The sequence below is a fragment of the Hydrogenophaga sp. PML113 genome, from assembly GCF_001777155.1.
GTDB lineage: Bacteria > Pseudomonadota > Gammaproteobacteria > Burkholderiales > Burkholderiaceae_C > Hydrogenophaga > Hydrogenophaga borbori.
Genome location: NZ_MIYM01000003.1, coordinates 252,763 through 275,838 on the forward strand (window position 1 = coordinate 252,763; position 23,076 = coordinate 275,838).

21 protein-coding genes are annotated in these 23,076 nt (G+C 70.3%); 15 read left to right on the forward strand and 6 right to left on the reverse strand.

The features are described 5' to 3' along the window. Positions 1-43 precede the first annotated feature (43 nt). Positions 44-2,251, reverse strand: a complete 2,208-nt coding sequence (mtlD, locus tag BHU06_RS07240) for a bifunctional mannitol-1-phosphate dehydrogenase/phosphatase (protein WP_353744344.1) — start codon at positions 2,249-2,251, stop codon at positions 44-46. Between the two features lie 26 nt (positions 2,252-2,277). Between mtlD and BHU06_RS07245 the strand changes: the two genes are divergently transcribed. Together BHU06_RS07245 and BHU06_RS07250 are read left to right on the forward strand one after the other, a co-directional pair. Beyond that, the gene (locus BHU06_RS07245; RefSeq protein ID WP_070398485.1) at positions 2,278-3,867 is read left to right on the forward strand and encodes a hypothetical protein; all 1,590 of its coding nucleotides are present in this window, start codon (positions 2,278-2,280) and stop codon (positions 3,865-3,867) included. A gap of 21 nt (positions 3,868-3,888) precedes the next feature. Then, positions 3,889-4,884: a formylglycine-generating enzyme family protein gene (locus BHU06_RS07250; RefSeq protein WP_070398486.1), complete on the forward strand. Its 996-nt coding sequence runs from the start codon at positions 3,889-3,891 to the stop codon at positions 4,882-4,884. A 49-nt stretch (positions 4,885-4,933) separates the two neighbouring features. On the opposite strand, the gene BHU06_RS07255 is transcribed toward BHU06_RS07250, so the two are convergent. Both BHU06_RS07255 and BHU06_RS07260 read right to left on the reverse strand, forming a co-directional pair. After that, positions 4,934-5,377: a hypothetical protein gene (locus BHU06_RS07255; protein WP_070398487.1), complete on the reverse strand. Its 444-nt coding sequence runs from the start codon at positions 5,375-5,377 to the stop codon at positions 4,934-4,936. 186 nt (positions 5,378-5,563) lie between these two features. Then, complete coding sequence (locus BHU06_RS07260) at positions 5,564-6,469, reverse strand: class I SAM-dependent methyltransferase (RefSeq protein WP_070398488.1); 906 nt, start codon at positions 6,467-6,469, stop codon at positions 5,564-5,566. Positions 6,470-6,562: 93 nt separating this feature from the next. Between BHU06_RS07260 and BHU06_RS07265 the strand changes: the two genes are divergently transcribed. Beyond that, on the forward strand, positions 6,563-7,141 hold the full coding sequence (locus BHU06_RS07265) for a DUF2878 domain-containing protein (RefSeq protein ID WP_070398489.1): 579 nt from the start codon (positions 6,563-6,565) through the stop codon (positions 7,139-7,141). Here the strand turns inward: BHU06_RS07265 and BHU06_RS07270 are convergent. Further along, the gene (locus BHU06_RS07270) at positions 7,138-7,776 is read right to left on the reverse strand and encodes a lipocalin family protein (RefSeq protein ID WP_070398490.1); all 639 of its coding nucleotides are present in this window, start codon (positions 7,774-7,776) and stop codon (positions 7,138-7,140) included. The two genes, BHU06_RS07265 and BHU06_RS07270, sit on opposite strands and share 4 nt — an antisense overlap. Before the next feature lie 88 nt (positions 7,777-7,864). Here BHU06_RS07270 and BHU06_RS07275 point away from each other — a divergent pair, with 88 nt between their 5' ends. Genes BHU06_RS07275 through BHU06_RS07290 form a run of 4 tightly spaced genes read left to right on the forward strand, consistent with a single transcriptional unit; the run spans position 7,865 to position 12,838 of the window. Further along, positions 7,865-9,295, forward strand: a complete 1,431-nt coding sequence (locus tag BHU06_RS07275; protein ID WP_175442815.1) for an FAD-dependent oxidoreductase — start codon at positions 7,865-7,867, stop codon at positions 9,293-9,295. A 26-nt stretch (positions 9,296-9,321) separates the two neighbouring features. Continuing rightward, positions 9,322-10,287: a tripartite tricarboxylate transporter substrate binding protein gene (locus BHU06_RS07280; RefSeq protein ID WP_070398492.1), complete on the forward strand. Its 966-nt coding sequence runs from the start codon at positions 9,322-9,324 to the stop codon at positions 10,285-10,287. A 1-nt stretch (position 10,288) separates the two neighbouring features. Continuing rightward, complete coding sequence (locus tag BHU06_RS07285) at positions 10,289-12,043, forward strand: FAD-dependent oxidoreductase (RefSeq protein WP_286849651.1); 1,755 nt, start codon at positions 10,289-10,291, stop codon at positions 12,041-12,043. A 9-nt stretch (positions 12,044-12,052) separates the two neighbouring features. Further along, positions 12,053-12,838: an IclR family transcriptional regulator gene (locus BHU06_RS07290; RefSeq protein WP_083293039.1), complete on the forward strand. Its 786-nt coding sequence runs from the start codon at positions 12,053-12,055 to the stop codon at positions 12,836-12,838. Positions 12,839-12,850: 12 nt separating this feature from the next. Here the strand turns inward: BHU06_RS07290 and BHU06_RS07295 are convergent, their stop codons facing one another. Beyond that, positions 12,851-13,759 (reverse strand): LysR family transcriptional regulator, encoded by a 909-nt coding sequence (locus tag BHU06_RS07295; protein WP_070398494.1) that lies wholly within the window; start codon positions 13,757-13,759, stop codon positions 12,851-12,853. Between the two features lie 142 nt (positions 13,760-13,901). Here BHU06_RS07295 and BHU06_RS07300 point away from each other — a divergent pair, with 142 nt between their 5' ends. Further along, on the forward strand, positions 13,902-14,879 hold the full coding sequence (locus BHU06_RS07300; protein ID WP_070398495.1) for a tripartite tricarboxylate transporter substrate binding protein: 978 nt from the start codon (positions 13,902-13,904) through the stop codon (positions 14,877-14,879). Between the two features lie 196 nt (positions 14,880-15,075). Here BHU06_RS07300 and BHU06_RS07305 read toward each other — a convergent pair whose 3' ends face one another. After that, positions 15,076-15,786 (reverse strand): TetR/AcrR family transcriptional regulator, encoded by a 711-nt coding sequence (locus BHU06_RS07305; protein ID WP_070398496.1) that lies wholly within the window; start codon positions 15,784-15,786, stop codon positions 15,076-15,078. A 106-nt stretch (positions 15,787-15,892) separates the two neighbouring features. On the opposite strand from BHU06_RS07305, the gene BHU06_RS07310 reads away from it, so the two are divergent. From BHU06_RS07310 to BHU06_RS07340, 7 genes are read left to right on the forward strand one after another with little or no spacing between them, the layout of a single operon-like run. Next, the gene (locus tag BHU06_RS07310; protein ID WP_070398497.1) at positions 15,893-16,948 is read left to right on the forward strand and encodes an ABC transporter ATP-binding protein; all 1,056 of its coding nucleotides are present in this window, start codon (positions 15,893-15,895) and stop codon (positions 16,946-16,948) included. A gap of 47 nt (positions 16,949-16,995) precedes the next feature. Next, positions 16,996-18,060: an ABC transporter substrate-binding protein gene (locus BHU06_RS07315; RefSeq protein WP_175442816.1), complete on the forward strand. Its 1,065-nt coding sequence runs from the start codon at positions 16,996-16,998 to the stop codon at positions 18,058-18,060. Beyond that, positions 18,057-18,899, forward strand: coding sequence for an ABC transporter permease (locus BHU06_RS07320; protein ID WP_217494343.1), 843 nt, complete (start codon positions 18,057-18,059; stop codon positions 18,897-18,899). Before BHU06_RS07315 ends, BHU06_RS07320 begins: the two co-directional genes overlap by 4 nt. Beyond that, the gene (locus BHU06_RS07325; RefSeq protein WP_083293045.1) at positions 18,896-19,726 is read left to right on the forward strand and encodes an ABC transporter permease; all 831 of its coding nucleotides are present in this window, start codon (positions 18,896-18,898) and stop codon (positions 19,724-19,726) included. The genes BHU06_RS07320 and BHU06_RS07325 overlap by 4 nt, the downstream gene beginning before the upstream one ends. Positions 19,727-19,728: 2 nt before the next feature. Beyond that, on the forward strand, positions 19,729-20,523 hold the full coding sequence (locus BHU06_RS07330) for an enoyl-CoA hydratase/isomerase family protein (RefSeq protein ID WP_070398499.1): 795 nt from the start codon (positions 19,729-19,731) through the stop codon (positions 20,521-20,523). Positions 20,524-20,547: 24 nt separating this feature from the next. Further along, entirely contained in the window at positions 20,548-22,248 is a 1,701-nt protein-coding gene (locus BHU06_RS07335; RefSeq protein WP_254668131.1) for a class I adenylate-forming enzyme family protein, read from the forward strand. Positions 22,249-22,258: 10 nt separating this feature from the next. Then, entirely contained in the window at positions 22,259-22,996 is a 738-nt protein-coding gene (locus tag BHU06_RS07340; RefSeq protein WP_070398501.1) for a sulfite exporter TauE/SafE family protein, read from the forward strand. Positions 22,997-23,076: the final 80 nt, after the last annotated feature.

Here is a 23,076-nt window from a genome sequence, read left to right on the forward strand (position 1 = left end):
GCGCGCGCCACCGGCCGGTCGGGCGTTCACGCGCGCCGGGCGATCACGCCAGGGCGGGCGCCGAGAGGTAGGCCTCGCCGTCGGCCAGCAGGCGGTCGAAGTGCGCCTGCACGGCGTCCAGCAGGGCCGCGTCGCGGCCGGCGTCCAGCCCGGCGAAGGCCTGGCCGTGGTAGTCCCCCCGCCAGCACAGCACCCCGCGCAGCGAGCCCTCCCGCGCGTGGATCTCGCGGATCGTGCGGCACTCGCCGTCCTCCAGGGCATTGGGGTGGTGCAGCGCGTACCACACGGCCAGCGCCGCGCCGAAGGCCAGGCCCGAGGCAGGCACGCCGTGGGCCTGCGCCATCGCCAGGCTGCCGAAGACTCGCTCATCGCGCTGCAGCTTGCGCAGCGGGTCGCGGCCCACGCGAGCGCAGGGGTCCTTGAAGGCATGGGCGCAGCGGCGGCGGAAGGTGTGCACGAATTCCGACAGGTGCGGCCCCAGCGCCGGGAACCGGGCCCTGAGCGCGGGGGCGAGTTCCACGTCCAGCAGATGGTCCATCAGGGCCTGCACGCGCACATCGCCCATGGCGTGACCGATGGTGGGGTAGCCCAGCAAGGCCGCGTACCAGGCAATGATGGCGTGCGTGCCGTTCCACAGCCGGTTCTTGAGCGCCTGGACCTCGCCGATGTCGTCCACGGTGTCGATCTGGCGCAGGTGCTCCAGCAGCTCGCCGCCCCGCTGCGCGTACAGCGGCATGTCGGTCTCGCTGTTGAACAGGATCAGGTGCAGCGGCGCCAGGGCGCTGGCCGGGGCGCCAGCGTCGCGCAGGGTGCTGACGATGGGCGAGATCGCCTCGGCCTGGTCGTCGCCGATGCCGTAGTCCGGCGCCGCCGTCTCCAGCGCAGCCTCGCGCACGGCGGCGACGTTCTTCTCGTACAGGTCGTGCTTGATGCGCAGCTGGCGCAGCAGCGCCTCCTCGGACAGCTTGGAGACGATGCGCGTGACCACCGTCTCACAGAAGTGCGTGCGTTCCAGCGCCTGCTCGGCCTGGCGCGCCGGCAGCCGCTCGCGCAGGGCGCTGGCCACCTGCGCCTGCACGAAGCGCGCACCGCCCACCTTGTTGAGCACCACCAGCACCGTCAGCGAGCGGCCGTGCGCAGCGAAGCGCTCGGCCAGGCCCCGGGCGATCACCGGGGCCTGGGCCACCATGGCCTGCTCGGGCAGGCACAGGGCCACGATCTCGCAGTCGCGGTACATGCCGGCGACGGCCGCGTCGTCGGCCGCGTCCACCAGGCGCATGCGCTGGATGGTCTGGTCAAAGGCCAGGCTGCCGTAGCGCACGCTGTACTTGCCGAAGGCGTTGACGGCGTCGCGCAGCAGCGCGTTGCCGGTGGAGGCGATGATCTCGCCCGGCCGGGTGTAGCCGTCCCAGTGCGAGAACACCTGCGCCAGATAGCCGCCGCCCATGGCGCCGAAGCCATGGATGCCGGCCTTGAGCTGGTTGACCGCCTGAGGGAAGGGCTCGGTGAGGGCCGGCATGGGCAGCCGGGGCGTGCAGGCCGCCAGCTCCTGCAGGAAGCCGCGCAGGCTGGCGTAGCGCGCGAAGGCACGCTCGGCCACCGCCGGCCGCGGCGGCTTGATGTCCTCGACCAGGATGGCCAGGCCGCCGGCGTCGGCCGCGGAACGCAGGCCGTTCTCGGAGTCCTCGAACATCAGGCAACGCTCGGGCTGGCTGTTCAGGGCCTCGGCGGCGCGCAGGAAGATCTCCGGGTGCGGCTTGCCCTGCTTCACCTCGTCGCCGCAGACGCAGAGGTCGAAGTACTTGAAGATGTTCGCGTTGATGAGGTATTCCTCGGCGATGGCGCGCCGGCTGGAGGTGGCCACCGCCATCTTCAGCCCCGACTTGCGCAGGCGCTCCAGCACCGGCAGCAGCCCGGGCTTGACCGGCACCCCGTGCGTGCGCACATGCTGCAGCTCCAGCTCGTCGGCGCGGCGGCGGATGTCGGCGTACGGGAAGGCCGCTCCATAGTGCTGTTTGGCAAGTTCTTCAGCCTTGGTGGCGCTCAGGCCCAGCGAGCCCATGAGCACATCCTCGGTGAAAGGCTTGCCGAACAGTTCTTCGGCGGCCTGCGACAGGGTACGGAACCTCAGTCGCTCTGTGTCGAACATGGTCCCATCCATATCGAAAATGGCGGTATCGATCGTCTTGTTCTTGAATTGAAGCATCCAGGTCCTTTCTGCGGTCTTGTGGCGGGAAAAAAAACCGGCCATTGTGAAGCAAGCGGGAAGGCGCCCCCATGACGGCCGTTACCGCGGGCCGCGCCGCGCTGGCGTTTGTGCTGCTCAACACCCTGCTGACCTTCGAAAACCGGTGGCCCGGCCTGGGCGTGCGTTTCATGCCGCGCCTGTCCTTCGAGCTCTGCCTGGGCCTGGCGCTGCTGGCGGCCTGGGTGGCCTGGCGTGGCGCCCCCTCGGCGCGCGCGGCCACGGGGCTGGCGCTGGGCGCCGTGGCGCTGGCGGCGGCACGCTACGCCGACGTGACCGCGCCCGCCATGATGGGTCGCCCGGTCAACCTCTACTGGGACGGCCGCTATGCGCTCGACCTGGTGGCGCTGGCGGCGCGGTCCTGGCCGGCGTGGCAGGTGGCCCTCGCGGCGCTGGCCTTGCCGCTGGGCGCGGCCCTGCTGCTGGCGCTGGCGCGCTGGGCCATCGACGCGCTGTCTCAGGCACTGGCCGCCTGGCCGGCGCTGCGGCGCGGCAGCCTGTTGTCGGCCGCCGCGCTGGGCCTGTGCTTCGCCGCCTACGTGCCCGGCCAGCGCGACACGCGCTGGTTCTTCTCGCTGCCGCTCGCGCCCACGCTGTGGAACCAGGCCAGGCTGTTCGCCCAGGTGCTGGGGCCGGGGCGCGGCGAGGCCGCGCTGGGCGCCGGTCCGGCCTTCGACACCGACCTGCAATCGCTGCGCGGCGCGGACGGGGCGCGCGCGGCCGACGTGCTGCTGCTGTTCGCGGAGTCCTACGGCGCCGTCGCGCTGGACGACGCGGCCCTGTCGGGCGCGCTGGCGCCGGCGCGCGAGCGGCTGCAGGCCGCCATCGACGCCAGCGGGCGGCGCGTGCTGTCGGCCCGCGTGCGCGCGGCCACCTTCGGCGGCGCCTCGTGGCTGTCGCACGCCAGCCTGCTGTCGGGCCTCGCCATCACCGACCCGGCGCTTCACAACCTGCTGATGGCCAGCCAACGGCCCACGCTGGTGAGCCTCTTTGCGCGGCACGGCTACCGAACGGTGGGCTGGATGCCCGGCATCAAGCGCGCCTGGCCCGAGGGTGCCTTCTACGGCTTCGAGCGCTTCGCCGACGACGTCCAGCTGGGCTACCGCGGCCCGGACATCGGCTACTGGCGCATCCCCGACCAGGTGGCCATGGCACTGCTGCACGAACAGGAGCTGGGCGCACCGCCCGCCACGCGCCGGCCGGTGTTCGCGGTGTTCCCCACGGTGAGCACGCACGCGCCTTTCCAGCCGCTGCCGGCGCTGCTGGACGATCCGCTGCGCGGCCCGCCCCCGGGCACCTCGGGCCAATCGGGCCGCGCGGGCTATCCCGACAGCCTGCGCTACCAGTTCCAATGGCTGGCGCGCCACCTCGAGCGCACGGCCGGCCAGGGACTGGTGCTGATCGTCGTCGGCGACCACCAGCCGCCCGGCGGCGTGGCGGGGCGCGACGCCCCGTGGGACGTGCCGGTGCACCTCATCACCAGCGACGCCACGCTGGCCGGGCGGTTCCAGGCCCTGGGCTTCACGCCCGGCCTGCAGCCACAGGGGCCGGCGCTGGGGGCGATGCACGATCTGACGCGCTGGCTGCTGCTGGCCTTCGACGGCCGGGCCGAGCCGCACTGAATCCACCCGAACGCAAAGCCCATGCCGCTCCGACGCTCATCCCCCCCGGCCCTGCTGGCCTTGCCGCTGCTGCTGGCCGCCTGCGCCGCGCCCCCACCCGCCACCGACACCCTGGGCATTGCCTTCGTGCGGGTGCCGGCGGGCGAGTTCTCGATGGGCAGCGACGAGCCGGCGTCGAGGCTCGCGGCCAGCTACCCTGGCCTGGAGCCGTCCCGCTTCGAGGGCCTGTCCGACGAAGCGCCGGTGCACCGCGTGCGCATCACCCGGCCCTTCGAGATGGCCCGCCACGAAGTCACGGTGGGCCAGTTCCGCGCCTTCCTCCAGCGCTCGGGCCACGTGCCCGAATCCATCGCCGACGGCACCGGCGGCTATGGCTACAACCCCGCCTACGACCCGGCCACCACCCCCCGGCGCGACGCCTTCGAGGGCCGCTCGCCCCGCTACTCCTGGCAGAACCCGGGTTTCGCGCAAGGCGACGACCACCCCGTGGTCAACGTCACGTGGAACGACGCCACCGCCCTGGCCCGCTGGCTGACGCAACAGGAAGGCCGGACCTACCGCCTGCCCACCGAGGCCGAATGGGAATACGCCTGCCGCGCCGGCGGCACGGGCCGCTACCAGCACGGTGACGACCCGGCGGGCCTGGTCCGCGTGGGCAACACCTTCGACGAAGACGCCGCCGCCAACTGGCCCGCCTGGCGCGACCGCGCCCTGCCCGGCCGCGACGGCCACGCCTTCACCGCCCCCGTGGGCCGCTACGCCCCCAACGCCTTCGGCCTGCACGACCTGCACGGCAACGTGTGGGAATGGGTGTCGGACTGGTACGGCGAGGACTACTACGCGCGCTCCCCCACCGAGGACCCCCAGGGCCCGGCCGATGGCAGCGTCAAGGTGCGGCGCGGCGGCTCCTGGCACACCTGGCCGCTGTACGCGCGCTGCGGATTCCGCAACTGGAACACCGTGCAGACGCGGTACACGCTGGTGGGAATTCGCCTGGTGAGGGAGCTGGGGCGGTGATGGGGCGGCATGGGCCGTGGCAAGCCCCCATGCTTGGCCAAGGCCCCAGCTAAACCGCCGGCCGCAGCGCCGCGTCGTACGCCGCTCTCTCGAACACGAACGGTCCGAAGCCGCCGTAGTCCCAGTGCCCGGCGGCCGAGTCCGCGCGCCGGTGCGGTTGCTCGAAACCCGACCAGATAACCTGGGCGGACCCCAGGGTGACGGTGGCCAGCAGCGGCCAGCAACCCGGTTCGCCACAGGCGCATTCGAGCAAGGCCCGCTTGTCGTCGGCGTCGGTGGCCCCTCGCCGCAGCGCGGCCAGTTGCCGCGCAGGCGGCACCGGCCACACGTAGGCCGCGGCCAGGCCCGGGTGCCCTTCGGCCTCGGCCATGGGCCGCTCGTACCGGCGCACGGCCTCGATCAGGCTTTCGCCATCGATCAGCAGCTCCAGCGCCGCGTGGCGCGAGCCGTCTTCGAGCGTGACCGTGGTTTGGCGGGTGGTGAGTTGGTTCATGCGGGACGCCGGGCCTGGCCGAACGGGGCCCGCGGGTTCTGGCCGAGGGCCGCCATCCTAGTCGAGCCGCCGGTCCCCCGTGGCCGCGGCGGCCGCGCCGCTACCGCACCCGCCAGGCGGGCACCTCACCCAACAGGGAGCGCGGCAGGCCGAGGGTGGCGGACCAGTTCTTGGGCGGGCGTCCACTCAGTCCCGCCGATACGCCAGCACCTTGAGGCTGCGTTCAGCCGACACGTCCTGGAACGCCTCCGGGTTGGCCACGCGCTCCACGAACGCCAGCCCCGGCGCGTTCGACTCCACCGCCTCGCGCAGGAACGCCACGCCCAGTTCCGGCGCGTTCAGGCACAGCATCGCCTGCCCGCCCGGGGCCAGCAGCGCCGGCAGGCGCCGGGCCAGGCGGGCGTAGTCCTTGGTGGCGACGAAGCTGCCCTTCTGAAAACTGGGCGGGTCGCAGATGACGAGGTCGTACGGCCCGCCGCGCGTGAGCTTGCCCCAGGAGCTGAAGATGTCGTGGGCCAGGAAGCGGGCGCCGGCCTGCAGGCCGTTCAGTTCGTGGTTGGCGCGGCCCGTGGCCAGCGCGCCGGCGGCCATGTCCACGTTGACCACCTCGCTGGCCCCGGCCTGCAGCGCGACCACCGAGAAGGCGCAGCTGTAGGCGAACAGGTTCAGCACGCGGTCGCCGCGCTGCACGCGCTCGCGCACCCAGCGCCGGCCCTCGGCCATGTCCAGGAACAGGCCGTGGTTCTGGCCGCGCAGCAGGTGCACGAGGTAGCGCGCGCCGGCCTCGGTGACCACGTGCGGCTCGGGCAGTGCCCCGGCCATGAGGCGCGTGGCGGCGCCGTGGCCGCGGCACTGGTACACCCAGCTCAGGGGTTCGTCCGTCAGCTCGCACCAGCGCGCGGCCAGGGCCTCCCCCACGGCGGCCAGCGCGGCCTCGTCGAGGGGTTGGAACGACGTGAGCAACAGGGCGGGCGGGAAGGCGTCCAGCGCCAGGTGTTCGCAGCCGGGGTAGAGACCGCCCCGGCCATGGAAGACGCGCTGGGCGCCCAGGGGAAAGGCCATCGTCGCGATGGCGTCGAGCAAGGCTTGCATGGGGCGGCATTCTGGGGCCGGCATCGGCAGCGCGGCGCCAGCGCCTGGCGCCGGCCGGGGCATCCAAGCCGTGGCCTCCTCCGTATAAGGGCCATGCCCGCCCCACAGACCACGCCCGACCGCCGCTGGCAATGGAGCAATGTGCTGTGGACCCAGCTCGCCTGGTTCGCCGCCGTGCTCGGCGCGGCCCATGGCCTGCCCGTGTGGGGGACCCTGCCCGCGCTGGCCGTGCTGCTGTGGCACCTGCGACGGGCCCCGCGGCCGCGCGCCGAGGCCCGGCTCATGCTGCTCGCCGCCGGGCTGGGTGCCGTCGCCGACACGCTGGTGCTGCGCCAGGGCGTGCTGGCCTATGCCAGCGGCCAGTGGAGCGCCGCCCTGCCGCCCCTCTGGATGACCGCGCTCTGGGCGGTCTTCGCCACCTCGCTCAATGTGACCCTGCGTTGGTTGCATGGCCGCCCCCTGCTGGCCGCCGCACTGGGCGCCGTGGCGGGGCCGTTGGCCTTCCTGTCGGGCGCGCGCCTGGGCGCGGCCCAATTGCTCGAGCCCGGGATCGCCATGGCTCTGCTGTCGCTGCAGTGGGCGCTGGTGCTGCCGGTGCTCACCCTGTGGGCGCGCCGGCTTGACGGGGTGGGAGGCGCCACCCCGCCGGCCGGCAAGGCCTGCGCGCCTTAGCGCGCCACTTCCCCGGTTGGGCCTTCATTGGCGCGCTGCGGCGGCGCCGCATCGGGCCCCGACTCAGGCCAGCGCTGCGGCACGCGCCGCACCTTCTGGAGGTCGTAGCCCAGCGCCTGCAGGCGGGCCATGGCCTGCTCGTAGGCCTGCGGCGCGATCTGCGGCGTGCGCGCCATCAACCAGGCGTAGTCGCGATCGGACCGGGCGATCAGCGTGCGCTGCCCGTCCGGGGACAACTCGGCGATGACGTATTCGGCCTGAAACGGCCACAGGAACTGCATGTCCCACACCGCGTTGCCGGTGCCGGGGCGCACCGTGCCCACGGGGTGCATGGTGCTCACCGGTGCGTCAAAGCCGCCATGGCGGAAGCGAAACCGGGTGGCGATCCTGCCGTCCTCGCGCAGGGAATAGGACTCCACCGCGTTGAAGGCCGCGCGTTCGGGCCAGGTGGGCACATGCGCAATGACGTACCAATCGCCCATGAAGCGGGCCAGGTCGACCTGGCCCGCGGTCGGGATGGTGGGCAGGCGCGCGGCGGGCGCGCCGCCGCGGCTGGCGCAGGCGGCCAGTGCGGCGGCCGCGAACGCGAGGGCGGCCCGCAGGCGCCATCGCGGATGGGAGGGGTTTTGGTCCATGGCGGTTCGGCTGGCGTTCGGCTGGTCGTCGTCGGATTTACGCAGCCCGCGGCCCCACGGATCACCGCCCCCTCGGCAAATACTGTTCATGGATGTGAACAAGGCCTGGCCGGCCTTCGAGGGCCCCCATAGCATGGACCGATTGCAAGCCATTGGAGCAGCGACAACCATGCAACGGCCGGTTTTGAACGAAGTATTGGCAACGCCCTATACCGACGAATTTGATGTGGTGGTGGCCGGCGGCGGGGCCTCCGGATTGATCGCCGCGGTATCGGCCAGCCGCCTGGGCGCACGAACGCTATTGCTTGAACACGCCAATTGCCTCGGCGGCACCGCAACCTACGGCATGGTGGCCCAGTGGATCGGCTTCTACAACCGCGATACCCGCGTGGTCGGCGGCATCGCCAAAGAGCTGGCCGACCGGGTGGTGGCGCTCGATGGCAGCGAGGGATTCAAGCAATACCTCATGGCGGAAGCCAGCGAACATCCGATTCCCATCGTTCATTTCGCGTTCAATCCGGAGGTCTTGAAAATCGCCGCCGATGCCCTTGCGGCATCGACGCCGTTGCATGTGCGTTTCCATACCCGGGTCGTCGCCCCGATCGTGGCGAATCGGCGCGTCACGGGCGTGGTCATCGAAGACATTTCCGGGCGCAGCGCCATCCGCGCGCGCATGGTGATTGACGCCACCGGCGACGCCGCGGTCGCCTTCGGCGCGGGCGTGGCCATGGCCCCTTCCGAATTGTCCGATGGCGCGGATGTCCAGCCGTGCACGTTGATGTTTCGCCTGTCGAATGTCGACGTGGCCAGCTTTCGGGCCATTCCACGCGCACGCAAACGGGAATTGGCCCTGCAAGGCATTCGCGAAGGACGGATCTTCTGGGAAAGCCTGTCCTTTTGCAGCACCCCGGGCAACACGGACGCCATTTGCCTGATGAGTCGGGTCTCCGGGATCGATGCGACCCAGGCGGGCGACCTCAGCCGCGCCGAAGTCGAGGGGCGACAGCAGATCGGCTCCATCCTGTCGTTTCTCAAAGAGCATGTGGCGGGTTTTCAGCGGGCGACGCTGGCCGCCATCGCCGGGCACATCGGTGTGCGCGAAACGCGCCGGATGGCCGGCCGCTACACGCTCACTCAAGAGGACATCCTGTCGTTCAAGCACTTCCCGGATTCGATCGCGCTGGGCGCCGGGCCCATGGATATCCACGAAACCGGAGGCACCGGGATATCGCTTCATGTGCCGGCTCGGCCATTCGAAATTCCCATGCGTTGCCTCATGCCGGAGTCGATGTCCGGCCTGGTGGTCACGGGCAGGGCGATTTCCGCGACCCGGCACGCCAATGGCGGCGCGCGGCATATGGCCACGGCCATGGCATTGGGCGAAGCGGCGGGCGTCATGGCCGCCCTGGAAGCGGCGAGCGGTGCCAGCCCGAACGCGGACGCCGTGCGCGGCGTCATTCACGCCCGCGGCGGCTTCGCCAGCGCCAAAGACGCCACCGAAACATTCGTCAGCCAATGAATTTGCCTACCCCACAGGAGACCACCATGCTCAGCCGACGCGAATTGTTGATATCAGCCACCGCCCTCGCCGCCGCTGGCGTCGGCCGGGCGCAGACCTATCCGTCCAAACCGATCACGATGATCGTGCCCTTTTCGCCAGGCGGTGCGGCGGATATCACCGCCCGGGCGATTTCCACGGGGCTGGCCGAGGCGCTCGGTCAGCCGGTGGTCGTGGACAACAAACCCGGCGCCAGCGGGATCATCGGCGCGGAAGCCGTGATGGCGCGGCCCGCCGACGGGCATACCCTGTTGCTCGCGTCGAATTCCATCACCACGGGCAAATGGCTGTACCCCCGCATTTCGTTTGACGTGTTGAAGGACTTTCGCGGCATCGGCATGGCCTTGAAAAGTCCGTACATGGCGGTGGTCGCCGACTCCTTCCGGGGCAATGGCATCCAGGACCTGGTGCGATGGGTCAACGAGCGGCCTGGCGCGGTCAACTACGCCACCGCCGGCAGTGGCACCGGCCCGCACTTGTTCGGCGAGATATTCCAGCGCCAGACGGGGACCTCGATGGTGAGCGTGCCGTACAAGGGATCGGCGCCCGCCCTTGCCGCCGTGCTGAGCGGCGAGGTGTCTGTCTACTTCGACATTCTGATGTCGTCCAAGGGCTTGCTGGCCAGCGGCCGCCTGAAATCGCTGGCGGTATCGAGCGCCGACCGCCTGGCGCAGTTTCCGGCCGTGGCGACATTCGCCGAACAAGGCATTGCGGGGCTGGACCTCTACTCCTGGTTCGGGGTGGTGGCCAAGGCCGGCACGCCCGGGCCGATCGTCCAGCGCTTGAATGAGGCGCTGAACCAGATCGTTCAGGACCGCCGGTTTTCGGCCCGCGCCGTGGAGCTGGGCGCGACCTCGGTGGGCGGTTCGGCCGACGCGTTCCAAGCGGTCATCGAAAGGGACACGGCCCTGTGGGGCCAGGTCATCCGGGAAAAGAACATCCGGCTGGAATGACATGTCGCCACAGCGTGACGGCACCGGCGGGGCCCGGCGCCACGACAACATGGCCCTTCCCGAGGCCGATCTGGTCGTCGTCGGCTCGGGCGCGGCGGGGCTGACGGCGGCCATCGTCGCCCAGCGCCGGGGCATGCGCGTGGTGGTACTGGAGAAGGACGCCCTGGTCGGCGGCACCACGGCGGTTTCCGGCGGTGTGCTGTGGGTACCGCTCACGGCCAGGGGGCGCCAGCAGAACCCGCAGGATTCGCCAGCGGCCGTGCGCGAGTACCTTCGCCACGAGATGGCCGATCGTTATGCGTCGGATTCGGTGGAGCTGTTCCTGGAGAAGGGGCCGGAAATGGTCGAATTCCTCGAACGCGAGACCGATGTGAGGTTCTGTTCGACGCTCTACCCCGACTACCACCCCGAGGCGCCGGGAGCCAGCCTGATCGGACGCGCCCTCGTGGCCGCGCCGTTCGATACCCGGCGGCTGCGACACGAACGCCGCCGCCTGCGTCCGCCCCTGAAGACCATCACCTTCATGGGCATGATGTTCAACTCGTCGAACGCCGACCTGAAGCATTTCTTCAAGGCCACGCGATCGTTCGCCTCGTTCCTGTATGTCGCCAGACGCCTGGTGTCGCATGGTGTCGACCTGCTGCGCTATGGCAGCGCGGTGCATGTCACTGGTGGCAACGCCTTGGCTGCCGCGCTGTTCAAGGCGGCGGCCATCGACCTCAAGATCCCGGTGCTCACCCACGCCGAGGTAACGGGCCTGATCCGGGACGAGCACGGCATCAAGGGCGTGTCGGGCACCTTCCGGGGCCAGCCCTTTCGGCTGGTGGCGCCGTGCGGGGTGGTGCTGGCCTGCGGCGGGTTTTCGCACGACCAGGCGCTCACGGCCGCGCGCTTCCCGACAGCGCTGGCCGATCGAAAGCCCCTGTCCGCCACCCCGCCATCCATCACGGGAGACGGTATCCGCCTGGCCTTGTCGGCCGGGGGATGCCTGGCGGCACCGTTGCCGCAGCCGGCCGCCTGGATGCCCCTGTCCCTCGTGCCCAGGGGGCGCTCTGGACCCGCGGTCTTTCCCCATTTGCTCGATCGCTACAAGCCCGGTGTCATCGCGGTGCTGCGCAGCGGCCGGCGCTTCACCAACGAGGCCAACTCCTACCACGACGTGTGCTCGGCCGCCCTGCGCGAGGCATCTGACCGCTCCGAGGCCGCGATGTGGCTCATCTGTGACAGCCGTGCGCTGGCGCGCTATGGCCTGGGCTTCGTCAAACCGGCACCGCTGCCGTTTCGCCAGCACCTGAGAAGTGGCTACCTTTGCATGGCCGACACCTTGTTCGATCTGGGCGAGAAACTCGGCGTTGACGCCTCCGAGCTGAGCAAGACCGTCGAGGATTTCAACCGGGCGGCGGCGGCCGGCAGGGACCCCCAGTTCGGGCGGGGTTCGACCGCCTTCAACCGCTTTCTGGGCGACCCGGATTGGAAGCCCAATCCCTGCGTCGCCCCCATAGAACGCCCGCCCTTTTTTGGCCTGAAGTTGCTGGTGGGCGACCTGAGCACTTTTGACGGCTTGCAGGCCGACCTGAGGGGCCAAGTGCTCGCGCAAGATGGCAGCGCCGTCAACGGTCTGTATGTGGTCGGGGCAGACCGCGTGAACATGATGGGCGGTGCCTACCCTGGCCCAGGCATCAACCATGGCCCGCACATGGCGATGGCGTACCACATGGCCAGCACCATCGGGCAGAATGGGTTTTCCGCCAGTTAGGGAGTTGCCGTGCCGCGCCATCCGCCGAGTTCCCCGACAGGCAGCGGTGCGGTGAAGTCGGCGAACAGGACCCTGGACCTGCTGGAGATCCTGGCCAATTCAGACCGCTCGCTTTCTCACGCCGAGCTGGCATTGCGCGCGGCGATCCCCAAGAGCAGCCTGAGCCAACTGCTGAGGACGCTGCAAAGCCGCGACTACATTCAATCCCTCGGCCCCAACGGCCCCTACCGCCTGGGCGCCTCGGCGGTGAACCTGATCCGCCATGGGCTGCACATCCAGCGTCTGGTGACACAGGCCCGACCGCACATGGAGAAGCTGGCGCTCGAGGCCCGGTACTCGTGTGGGCTGAACATCCTGCGCGGCGACATCGTCGAGCGGGTGTTGGGGGTGACGGCCGCCGATGCCCAGGGGTACGCCATGCACGAGGGGGTGCGTGCGCCGCTGTACGCCAGCTCGTCCGGCAAGCTGTTTCTGGCGCACATGGCCAGCGAGGACGTGGAGTCGTATCTGGCGCGGGTGCAACTGCGGCCCATCACCAGCCGGTCACTGCACTCCAGCAAGGAGTTGCGGCGCCAGATCCGGTTGGCGCGCGAAGAAGGCGTTGCCTATTCCAAGGACGAGTTCACCAACGGCATCGTCGGCGTCTCGGTGCCGATCCTGAGTGCCCACTGGCGAATGACCGCCTCCTTGGGGCTGGCGGTTCCGTCCATGGAATTCGACGCCCGCAAGGACGCCCTGTTGGTGACTTTGCGAAAAGCGGCCCACGGCATCTTCACCCAGGTGTCGGCGGCCTGATGCGGGCCGCGCTCACCGCGCCCACGCCCGCACGGTCTCCACGATCAACTCCGAGACCTCGCCCATCACCGCGTCCTCCAGCAGGCCGGCGCGGCACCACAGGTAGATGGGGCGCGGCGTGGGCGGGCCGGACAGGGGCAGCTCCACCAGGCCGAAGCGCGCCGCCAGGCGGCGCAGCGGGAAGCGCGGCAACACCGCCAGGTGCTGGCCCTGGGCCAGCATGTCCAGCAGCATGGCGGCGTCGCCCAACACGGTGATCTCGATGCGCAGGCGCTGCACGCCCACGGCCTCCAGTTTGCCGCGCACGTCCTGATCGAAGGGCGAGGCCGTGCCCAGGCTGATCCAGGCGCGGTCGTCCACGTCCTCGGCGCCCAGCTCGGCCTTTCCCGCCAGGGGGTGCTGGCGCGCGCAGAACACGCCCAACTCGTCGTCGGCCAGCAGCTGGCGCACGATGCCCGGCGGCGGGTGCTCCAGCCAGGACGGCGCGATCACGAAGTCGTGCCCGCCGTCGATGAGCTGCTCCAACAACAGGTGGGGCCGGTCGTTCTGCAGCGCCAGGGCCAGATCGGGGAACTGCCGCAGCAGCACCGGCGCCAGCTCGCCCATCACCGCCGCGCCGATCACCGGGCCGATGCCCAGCCGCACCTGGTGGCGGATGCCCCCCCGGTGGCGGGCGGTGACCTCGGCCGCGTCCTTCAGGCGGCGCGCAATGGCGCGGCCCTCGCGCGCCAGCATCTCGCCCAGCGGCGTGCTGCGCACCCCGTAGCGGCTGCGCTCGAACAAGCGCCCGCCGGCCTGCATCTCCAGCGTCTGCATGTTGTGCGTCAGCGTGGGCTGGGTCAGGTGCAGGTGGCGGCTGGCTTGGGTGATGGAACCCTTCTCCAGGATCGCGGCGAGCTGCACCAGGTGCCTTGGGTCCATAGGAATTTTTATATTTGGCGAGCAATTTTCAATTTTACGGATGCGATCGGTCCCTCTAAGCTGCGCGCGGGCCCCATCGAGGCGTGCCATGGTGAGGCACGCCCGGGGCGCCGCCAACCACCCCCCATCAGGAGACAGACCGATGACTTTTTCCCGCCTGCTTCGCGCGCTCGCCCATGCCGGGCTCTTCGCCCTGGCCACTGGCGCCGTTCATGCGCAAAGCTGGCCAGGCAAGCCGGTCCGCCTGCTGGTGGGCTCGCCGCCCGGCGGCCCGTCCGACATCACGGCGCGCACCTTCGCCGACCAGCTGGGCAAGCGCATCGGCCAGCCCGTGGTGGTGGAGAACCGCCCTGGCGCCGGCAACAACCTGGCCGCCGCGGCCGCCGCGCGCGCCGAGCCCGACGGGACCACCCTGGTGCTGAGCCCGGACACGGTGCTCACGGTCAACCCCCTTGTCTACACCAGCGGCGACTTCAACGCCGCGCGCGACCTGGTGAACATTTCGGTCGTCGCCAGCTTCTCGCAGATGCTGGTCTGCAACACCGCCGCGGGCGTGCGCAGCGTGGCCGAGCTGGTCGCCAAGGCCAAGGGCGGCGCCCCCCTGATGTACGCTTCGGGCGGCCCCGGCGTGCCCGGCCACCTGGCCAGCGAAATGCTGCTGGAGCAGACCAAGGTGCGCATGGAGCACGTGCCCTACCGGGGCCCGGCGCCGGCCACGCAGGCCGTGCTGGGTGGCGAGGTGGCCTGCGGCTTCCTGGCCACGCCCACGGTGCTGCCGCACGTCAAGAGCGGGCGCCTGGTGGCGCTGGCGGTGTCGTCCGAAGCGCCCTCCTCGCTGGCGCCGGACGTGCCCACGCTGGCCAAGGCGCTCAACCAGCCCGGACTGGACGTGAGCTTCCGCCTGGTGCTGCAAGCCGCCAAGGCCACGCCGCCGGCGGTGGTGGCCGAGATCGAGAAGCACGCGGCCGAGATCATGAAACAGGCGGACGTGCGCGAGCGCCTGAAGAACTACGACCTGACCGCCGTCGGGAGCACCAGCGCGCAGGCCCAGCAGGTGATGACCGCCGAAATGAAGCGCTGGGAGCCGGTGGTCAAGCGGCTGGGACTGAAGGCGGAGTGAGGCCGCTCAGGCCATGGCAAACCCGGGTTGATTGGCACTTGCCGGCATAGCCCCCGCGGTGCCATTTCATTTTTCTGCCGCTCCATTCGTCCATCAAGGAACTCCCCGGCGGTGAGGGGCGGGCCGCTCGCCGCCCGGAAAACCCGCGCCTGCCGATCTGCCGATGCCCTTGTTGCCGGCGGCGCCGAACGGGACGTCACTCCGGTGCGCTGGCGTAGACGATGCGCAACCACATGTCCGACAACACGCTCACCACCATGGGCTCATCGTCCAGGTAGGGCTCCAGGCCCGGGGCGCGCACCAGATAGATCTCGCGCAGCAACTCGTCGCTCATGGCGATCGCGCCGCGCACCCTCAGCTGCAGCTGCGCCATCTGCTGCGGGTCGCGCGGGCGCGGATCGCGCCGCAGCACGTCCTCGACGACCGTCCGCGCCCAGGCCGCGTTCAGGCGGTCGCGCGCCTGCGCCAGCTCGCTGCGGTCGCGCATGAGCGATTCGCGCCCCAGCAGCAGTTTGGCGTTGAGTGCGTAGACGGCCACGTAGTAGCTGTTGAACAACAGGATTGCCTCGGCCACCGGCGGCGTGCGGCCGCCACGCGGACGGCAGCGCCTTCGCAGGGCGACGTAGATGCGGATCACCGTCATCGCCGCGTGTGAACGGTCCCGGAAGTGCAGGTAGAAGGTGCCGCGCGCGATGCCCAAGGCCTCGGTGATCAGCTCGACGGTCAGGCCGTCGTAGCCCACGCGCTCCATTTCACGCGCCGTGGCGGCCAGGATCTGCGCCCTCGTGCGCAGGCGTTTGGGCCGCCGCTTCAGCAGCGGCAGCCGCTGCTCCATCACGCTGACCAGGTGAAAGGGCCGACCGGGCGACAGCACGGGCTCGGTCGGCAGGGGATCGGGTGCGTTCATCGTCGGCCCTCGCATGCGGGTAAACCCTCTACTTTGCAAAATTCATTCTGACAGAAGATTCATATATGACGAATACGTCATTTTTTAACGAATAGTCAGAAACAGCATGAACGGTGCCGCAGTTTCCTTCCGAAACATCGCCAAACGCTATGGCGATGCCGTGGCGCTGGCCGACTTCACGCTCGACGTGCGGCCCGGCGAATTCTTGACATTGCTGGGCCCCAGCGGCTCGGGCAAGTCGACCGCGCTCAGCGTGCTGGCCGGCTTCACCGAGCCCAGCAGCGGCGCGCTCAGCATCGACGGGCGCGACGTGCTGGCCATGCCGCCCGAGCGGCGCAACGTCGGCATGGTGTTCCAGGGCTATGCCCTGTTCCCGCACATGGATGTGTTCGACAACGTGTCCTTTCCGCTGCGCCTGCGAAAGGTGGACCGCGCGCAGATCCGCCGGCGCGTGGAGGCGGCGCTGGACATGGTGCAGCTGTCGGCCTATGCCCGGCGCCGCCCCAGCGAGCTCTCGGGTGGTCAGCGCCAGCGCGTGGCCTTCGCGCGCGCCGTGGTCTTCGAGCCCTCGGTGCTGCTGATGGACGAGCCGCTGGGCGCGCTCGACCTCAAGCTGCGCGAGGCCATGCAGGCCGAAATCAAGCAGTACCACCGACAGCTCGGCTGCACCATCGTTTTCGTCACCCACGACCAGGGCGAGGCCTTGGCCTTGTCCGACCGCATCGCCGTGATGGGCCAGGCCCGCATCGCGCAGATCGGGTCTCCGCAGGCGATCTACGACAGCCCGGCCTCGCGCTACGTGGCCGAGTTCATCGGCCGCACCAATGCCCTGGACCTCGTGCCCCTGGGGACAGGGCGCTGGCAGTTGCCCCAACTCGGCCTGGAGGTCCACCGCTCCACCTGGCCGGCGCAGAGCCGGGCGCTGTGCGTGCGCCCCGAGCGCCTGCGCCGCGACCCTTCGCCCGATGCCCACCCGCTGGCTTTCGAGGCCGAGGTGAGCGAAGTCACGTTCCTGGGCGACCAGGTGCACTACCTGCTGCGCGCCGGCTCGGTGCCGGCGCTGCAGCTGCAGGAAGCCCGGGGCTTCCACGGCCGCCCGCTCGCGCGCGGCGAGCGCGTGCGCCTGGGCTTCCATCCCGACGAAGCCGCCGCCGTCGCCTGAGCGCTCCCATGCCCCATCGATCGACCCCTGAAACCCGGAGACACACCATGATCCAACGCCGCCAACTGTTCGGCATCGCCGCCCTGCCCTGGCTGGGCATGGCCGCTTCGGCCGCGCTCGCCCAGTCACGCAAGCTGGTCATCAGCGGCGCGGGCGGCACCGTGGCCGAGGTCTCCAAGTCGGCGTACTACGAGCCCTTCACCGCCGCCACGGGTATCGCGATCGAGCATGTGCCGACCGAGCAGCAGCGCATGGCCCAGCTCGAAGCCATGGTGCGCGCCGGCCGCACCACCTGGGACGCGATGGAAATCTCCGCCTCGGACTACCCGCTGGGCGTACAGAAGGGCCTGTTCGAGAAAATCGACTACACGAAGGTCGACCCGAAGAACCTGCTGCCCGCCGTGGCCAGGATGCCCTACGGCGTGGGCGCCGCAGCCTACTCCGAGGTGCTGGTGGTGCGCCGCGACAAGCTGCCCGCAGGCAAGTCCATCAAGTCCTGGGCCGACTTCTGGGATGTGAAGACCTTCCCCGGGCCGCGCGCGCTGAGCGCCCGGCCGCAGAGCAACCTGGAATACGCCCTGCTGGCCGATGGCGTGCCGGCGGGCGGCCTTTACGCCGCACTGGCCACCCGCCAGGGCCAGGATCGGGCCTTCCGCAAGCTCGACCAGATCAAGTCCAGCGTCACCCGCTTCTGGAAGTCTGGCGCGGAGTCGGTGCAACTGCTCAGCAGCGGCGAGGTCGCCTTCGGCTCCTGCTTCAATGGCCGCGTCAACGCCATGGAAGCGGCCGGCGTGCCGGTCGAGATCGTGTGGAACGGCGGGGCCCTGCACCTGTCGTACATCGGCATACCCAAGGGCGCGCGCAACGTGGCCGAGGCCCTGGAGTTCGTGCGCTTTCGCACCGGCGACCCGGTACCGATGCGCAAGTACATCGCCAAGCTGCCCTACCCCGGCTTCGCGGCGGGCCTGGCCGACGGTCTGCCCGAAACGGTCGCCCGCGCCCTCCCGACCCACCCCGCCAACCTGGCGGTGCAGTTCAGCGCCGACGAAGGTTTCTGGGCCAAACACCTGGACGAGCTGCAGGAGCGCTGGAACGAATGGATGCTGAAGTGACATCGCGTCCCGCCCCCTGGCTGCAGACCTGGATGCTGTGGCCGGCGCTGCTGCTGCTGGCGCTGTTCTTCGTCTGGCCGACGCTGGACGTGCTGCGCGCCAGTGTGTTCGACCCGGACTTCACGACGCAGCACCTGGAGCGCCTGTTCACGCGCCCCATCTACCTGCAGGTGCTCTGGCGCACGGTGCTGGTGGCGCTGGAGGTGACGCTGCTGTGCACCCTGCTGGGCTACCCCGCCGCCTGGTTCATCAGCCGCCAGCCGCGCCAGCGCCAGTTCATGCTGCTGTTCCTGGTGTTCGTCACCATGTGGATGAGCGTACTGATCCGCAGCTTCGCCTGGGTGGTGCTGCTGGGCCGCGAAGGCCTGGCCAACCAAATGCTGCTGTCGCTGGGCCTGGCCGACGCACCGCAGGCACTGCTGTACACGCCCAGCGCCGTGCTGGTGGCGATGGTGCAGATCCTGCTGCCGATCCAGATCGTTACCTGCGTGGGGGCCATGACCGAAATCGATTCCGGCCTGGTCAGGGCCGCGCGCGTACTGGGCGCCAGCCCGGCCCAGGCCTTCGTGCGCGTGGTACTGCCGCTCAGCATGGATGGGGTGGCGACGGCGGCGGCCATCGTGTTCATGATGGCGATGGGCTTCTTCATCACCCCGGCGCTGCTGGGTGGCCGCTCTGACCTGCTGCTGGGCAACCTCATCGAACAGCAGGTGGGGCAGCTGAAATGGGGCTTCGCCGCAGCGCTGGCCAGCCTGCTGCTCGCCACCACGCTGGGCCTGCTGGGCCTGGCCCGGGCCGCTCGAGCGGGCTGGCGGCGCTGGGTGGGAGGCCGGCGATGACGCGCCGCCTGCCCTGGGGCCGCTGGGTGCTGGCCGGCTACACCGTGCTGGTGCTGCTGTACCTGCTGTTCCCGCTGCTGATCGTGGTGCCGCTGTCCTTCGGCGACGACGCCTTCATGCGCTTTCCGCCGAGCGCCCTGAGCCTCAAGTGGTATGGGTCCTACTTCGGCGATCCGCAGTGGATGCGCGCCACCGCCCTGTCCTTCCAGGTGGCCCTGATGGCCAGCGCCATGGCCACGGTGATCGGCACGCTGGCGGCCCTGGGCCTGGAGCGGCGGCGCGTGCCGGCGCGCCCCGCCGTCCAGGTGCTGCTGACCGCGCCCATGATCGTGCCGCACATCTTCCTGGCGCTCGGGGTGTTCATCCTGGCGGTGCGCTTCGGCGGTGCAGGACAGGCCTTCACCCTGGCCTGCGCGCACGCGGCCATCGCCCTGCCCTTCGTGGTGCTGATGGTGGGCGCCGCGCTGCGCCAGCTCGACCCTTCGCTGGAGCGCGCCGCCCGCGTGCTGGGCGCCGGGCCGGTGCGGGCCTTCATGACGGCCACCCTGCCAGGGCTGCTGCCCTCGGTGGTGGCGGCGGCGGTGTTCTCCTTCTTCGTCTCCTTCGACGAACTGGTCATCGCCGAATTCCTGATGGCCGGACGCGAAACCCTGCCCATGCGCATCTGGGCCGACCTCAAGCTGCAGCTCAACCCGACCGTCTCGGCCGTGTCCACGCTGCTGATCGCCGTGACCGTGGTGGCGCTGGGTGCGGCCGAAGGGCTGCGCCGCCGCGGCGAGGCCCGATCCCTGACCGGCCGCGCCGGCCAACCAACCGAAAAGACCTGACCATGAGCCTGCGTTACGACAAGTCCGATGGCATCGCGACCATCACCATCGACAACCCGCCGGTCAACGTGTTCACGCCCGCGCTCCACCGCGACCTGTACGAGTTGCTGAGCGAGTTCATCACCGACGACGAGGTGCGCGTGGGCATCCTCACCGGCGCCGGCACGCGCGCCTTCAGCGCAGGCGACGACATCAAGACGCCGCGCCCCGAGCGCAGCCAAGCCGAGCTGGTGCGTCGCCACATGGGCCAGCGCCACCGCGGCGAAGCGCTGGAGTACCCAGGCTGGGAGCACGAGGTGATGCGCCTGGCGCAGCACCGCTACAAGCCCATCATCGGCGCGGTCAATGGCCCGGTCATGGGCCAGGGCATGGTCTACCTGCTGCAGTTGACCGACCTGCGCGTGGCCTCCACCAACGCCCGCTTCGGCCTGCCCGAAATCGCCTACGGCATGGGCGGGGCCGGCGGCTCGACGCGTCTGTCGCGCCAGATTCCGCACCTGGCGGCGATGTGGCTGGCGCTCACCGGCGAACCCTTCGACGCCGAGACCGCGCTGCGCAACCACCTGGTCAACGAAATCGTGGCACCCGAGCGCCTGATGGCGCGCGCGAGGGAAGTCGCCGCCCTCATCGCCCGCCACCCACCGCTGGCGGTGCGCACCGAGATGGAAGCCAGCTACCGCGCGCAGGACCTCACGCGCGAACAGACCCTCGCCTACATGGGCAACCTGTACCGCCTGCAGCGCGTGGCCTTCGACACGCGCCCCCCTCTGTCCGAGGCGCAACCGGCGGCGCGCTGACCCGACCCGGAGCCGTCCATCACCATGACACGACCCAGCCACCCCGACGCCATGAACACCCCCGCCACGCCCGAGCAGCCCGCCGCCACCGACCCGGGGGTGCTGGAAATGCAGCGCATGCGCGCGCAGATCGAAAACGACAGCGGCCTGCCGGCCACCCTGGGCGAACTGGTGCACGAACGCGCCCTCGCCACGCCCGATGCGTTGGCCGGGCATTGGTTCGACGAAGGCCTGCAGCTCAGCTACCGCGAACTCGACGAGGCTGCCGACCGCCTGGCCAGCCAGCTCGTTCCCCTGGGCGTGCGCAAGGGCAGCCACGTGGCGGTGATGCTGCCCAACGTGGCGGCCTTTCCCATCAGCTGGATCGCGCTGGGCCGCATCGGTGCCGTCATGGTGCCGGTGAACACCGGCTACACCGGCGAGGAAATGCACTTCGTGCTGCAAGACTCGGACGCCCAGTTTCTGATCATCGACCACGGGTACCTCGGTGCCTTCGCCGCCATGCCTGCGCGCCCGCCCCTGCTCGCCGACGAACGCCTCGTGGTTCACGGCGGCGAGCCGCCCGAGCACGCGCAGGCCTGGACCGAACTGGTGGCCAGGGGCACGCTGCCCTTCGCGCCGCCCGCGCCGGTGGGCCCCGACGACCTGCTCAATCTGCAGTACACCTCGGGCACCACCGGCTTCCCCAAGGGCTGCATGCTCACCCACGACTACTGGATGCTGCTGAGCCGGGGTGCCGCGCACATGCGGGGCGCTGGCGGCGACGTGCAGAACGTGCTCATCTGGGCGCCCTTTTTCTACATGGACCCGCAGTGGCAGTTCCTCATGGCCCTGTGGCTGGGGGGCACCGCCTTCGTCGCGCGGCGCATGAGCCTCACGCACTTCCACGACTGGCTGCGCCGCTACCGCATCCACATGTGCATCTACCCCGAGCCGGCGCTCAAGCAACCCTCGACGCCCGAGCTGGACGCCCAGCTGTCACTGCGCTACGTATCCATCTATGGCTGGGGCACCGAGGCCCGGCGCGAGATCGAGCAGCGCTTCGGCGTCGTGGCGCGCGAGGGCTATGGCATGACCGAGATCGGCGGCGGCACCGTGATGCCGCAGTCGGCCACGCACATGGCCTACGTGCGCAGCTGCGGCCTGCCGGCGGCCTACCGCGAACTGCGCATCGTGGACGAGGCAGGACAGGACGTGCCCGAGGGGGAAGTGGGCGAGCTCTGGGTGGCCGGTCGCGCCATCCTGTGGGGCTACTACAAGCGCCCCCAGGCCAACGCCGACACCTTCCGCGGCCGCTGGTTCCGCACCGGCGACCTGTTCCGCCGCGACGGGAACGGCTATTACTTCATCGTGGGCCGCATCAAGGACATGATCAAGCGCGCGGGCGAGAACATCGCGGCGATCGAGGTCGAGGCGGCGCTGCGGACCCTGCCGGAAATCGAGGAAGCGGCGGTGGTGCCCGTGCCCGACCCGCTGCGGCGCGAGGAGGTCAAGGCCTACCTCAAGCTGCGCGAGGGCCTGAAACCCGAGGATGTGCCTCCCGAGCGCGTGTTCGCGCACTGCGAGACCCGGCTCGCGGCCTTCAAGATTCCGCGCTACCTGGCCTACATGACGTCCGACTTCCCGCGCACGCCCACGCGCAAGATCGTCAAGCGCCAGCTGGTCGATGGCGTGGCCGATTTGCGCGCCGGCGCCTACGACCGCGTCGACCAACGCTGGCGCTAAGCTGGCGCGCATGACGGAACTGATCTACCCCGCCACCGTGGTGCTGCTGGGCTACGTGGTGCTGGGCATCACGGGCTTCGGTTCGGCGCTGATCGTCGTGCCCCTGCTGGCCTGGCGCTGGCCCTTGCCCGAGGTGGTGGCGCTCACGCTGTTGATGGACGTACCTGCGTCCATCCTGCTCAGCGGCCTGAACCTGCGCCAGGTGGACTTCGGCGAACTGCGCCGCCTGCTGCCCGGTATGGCCGCCGGCGCCCTGGCCGGGCTGTGGCTGAGTGGGGTGCTGGACGCCCGCTGGCCTTTGCTCGCGTTGGGCCTCTACGTGGCCGCCGTGGGCATCAACGCGCTGCGCCCGCGCCTGGCCGCGCCGCGGCCCCTGGCCGCACCCTGGGCCCATGGCATGGGCTTCGGCATCGGCCTGGTGGAGATGCTGTTCGGCACCGCCGGCCCCCTGGTCGTGGCCTGGCTGAGCCGCCGGCTGCAGGACGTGCACGCCCTGCGCGCCAGCACCCCGCTGATCATCGTGGCCGGCGCCGGCACGGTTCTGCTGGGCATGGCCTGGGTCGGTCGCCTGTCGAGCGGCGCACTGTGGTGGCGCTGGGCCGGCCTGATCGGCCTGGCCTTGCTCGGCGTGTTGATGGGCAACCGCCTGGCCCGCCACGTACCGGCGCCGAGGCTTCGCCAGCTCATCTGCGGCCTGCTGGTGATCAGCGGGCTGATGCTGGTGCGGCACGCCTGGACCCCGGCCTGAGGCACACGGGGTCGCGGGGAGGCCCTCCGAAAGGAGTTATTTGAACAAAATCAAATGGCTTTTTATTGATTCTCATGTTT

What these genes read in the sequence shown, in the direction of transcription:
- BHU06_RS07260 (WP_070398488.1), bottom strand. Translation starts at nt 6,469, where the DNA reads ATGCAAGCCTTGCTCGACGCCATCGCGACGATGGCCTTTCCCCTGGGC.
- mtlD (WP_353744344.1), bottom strand. Translation starts at nt 2,251, where the DNA reads ATGGCCGGTTTTTTTTCCCGCCACAAGACCGCAGAAAGGACCTGGATG.
- BHU06_RS07330 (WP_070398499.1), top strand. Translation starts at nt 19,729, where the DNA reads ATGAGCCTGCGTTACGACAAGTCCGATGGCATCGCGACCATCACCATC.
- BHU06_RS07270 (WP_070398490.1), bottom strand. Translation starts at nt 7,776, where the DNA reads ATGGACCAAAACCCCTCCCATCCGCGATGGCGCCTGCGGGCCGCCCTC.
- BHU06_RS07245 (WP_070398485.1), top strand. Translation starts at nt 2,278, where the DNA reads ATGACGGCCGTTACCGCGGGCCGCGCCGCGCTGGCGTTTGTGCTGCTC.
- BHU06_RS07295 (WP_070398494.1), bottom strand. Translation starts at nt 13,759, where the DNA reads ATGGACCCAAGGCACCTGGTGCAGCTCGCCGCGATCCTGGAGAAGGGT.
- BHU06_RS07265 (WP_070398489.1), top strand. Translation starts at nt 6,563, where the DNA reads ATGCCCGCCCCACAGACCACGCCCGACCGCCGCTGGCAATGGAGCAAT.
- BHU06_RS07285 (WP_286849651.1), top strand. Translation starts at nt 10,289, where the DNA reads ATGTCGCCACAGCGTGACGGCACCGGCGGGGCCCGGCGCCACGACAAC.
- BHU06_RS07280 (WP_070398492.1), top strand. Translation starts at nt 9,322, where the DNA reads ATGCTCAGCCGACGCGAATTGTTGATATCAGCCACCGCCCTCGCCGCC.
- BHU06_RS07275 (WP_175442815.1), top strand. Translation starts at nt 7,865, where the DNA reads ATGGATGTGAACAAGGCCTGGCCGGCCTTCGAGGGCCCCCATAGCATG.
- BHU06_RS07300 (WP_070398495.1), top strand. Translation starts at nt 13,902, where the DNA reads ATGACTTTTTCCCGCCTGCTTCGCGCGCTCGCCCATGCCGGGCTCTTC.
- BHU06_RS07325 (WP_083293045.1), top strand. Translation starts at nt 18,896, where the DNA reads ATGACGCGCCGCCTGCCCTGGGGCCGCTGGGTGCTGGCCGGCTACACC.
- BHU06_RS07250 (WP_070398486.1), top strand. Translation starts at nt 3,889, where the DNA reads ATGCCGCTCCGACGCTCATCCCCCCCGGCCCTGCTGGCCTTGCCGCTG.
- BHU06_RS07310 (WP_070398497.1), top strand. Translation starts at nt 15,893, where the DNA reads ATGAACGGTGCCGCAGTTTCCTTCCGAAACATCGCCAAACGCTATGGC.
- BHU06_RS07305 (WP_070398496.1), bottom strand. Translation starts at nt 15,786, where the DNA reads ATGAACGCACCCGATCCCCTGCCGACCGAGCCCGTGCTGTCGCCCGGT.
- BHU06_RS07340 (WP_070398501.1), top strand. Translation starts at nt 22,259, where the DNA reads ATGACGGAACTGATCTACCCCGCCACCGTGGTGCTGCTGGGCTACGTG.
- BHU06_RS07335 (WP_254668131.1), top strand. Translation starts at nt 20,548, where the DNA reads ATGACACGACCCAGCCACCCCGACGCCATGAACACCCCCGCCACGCCC.
- BHU06_RS07315 (WP_175442816.1), top strand. Translation starts at nt 16,996, where the DNA reads ATGATCCAACGCCGCCAACTGTTCGGCATCGCCGCCCTGCCCTGGCTG.
- BHU06_RS07255 (WP_070398487.1), bottom strand. Translation starts at nt 5,377, where the DNA reads ATGAACCAACTCACCACCCGCCAAACCACGGTCACGCTCGAAGACGGC.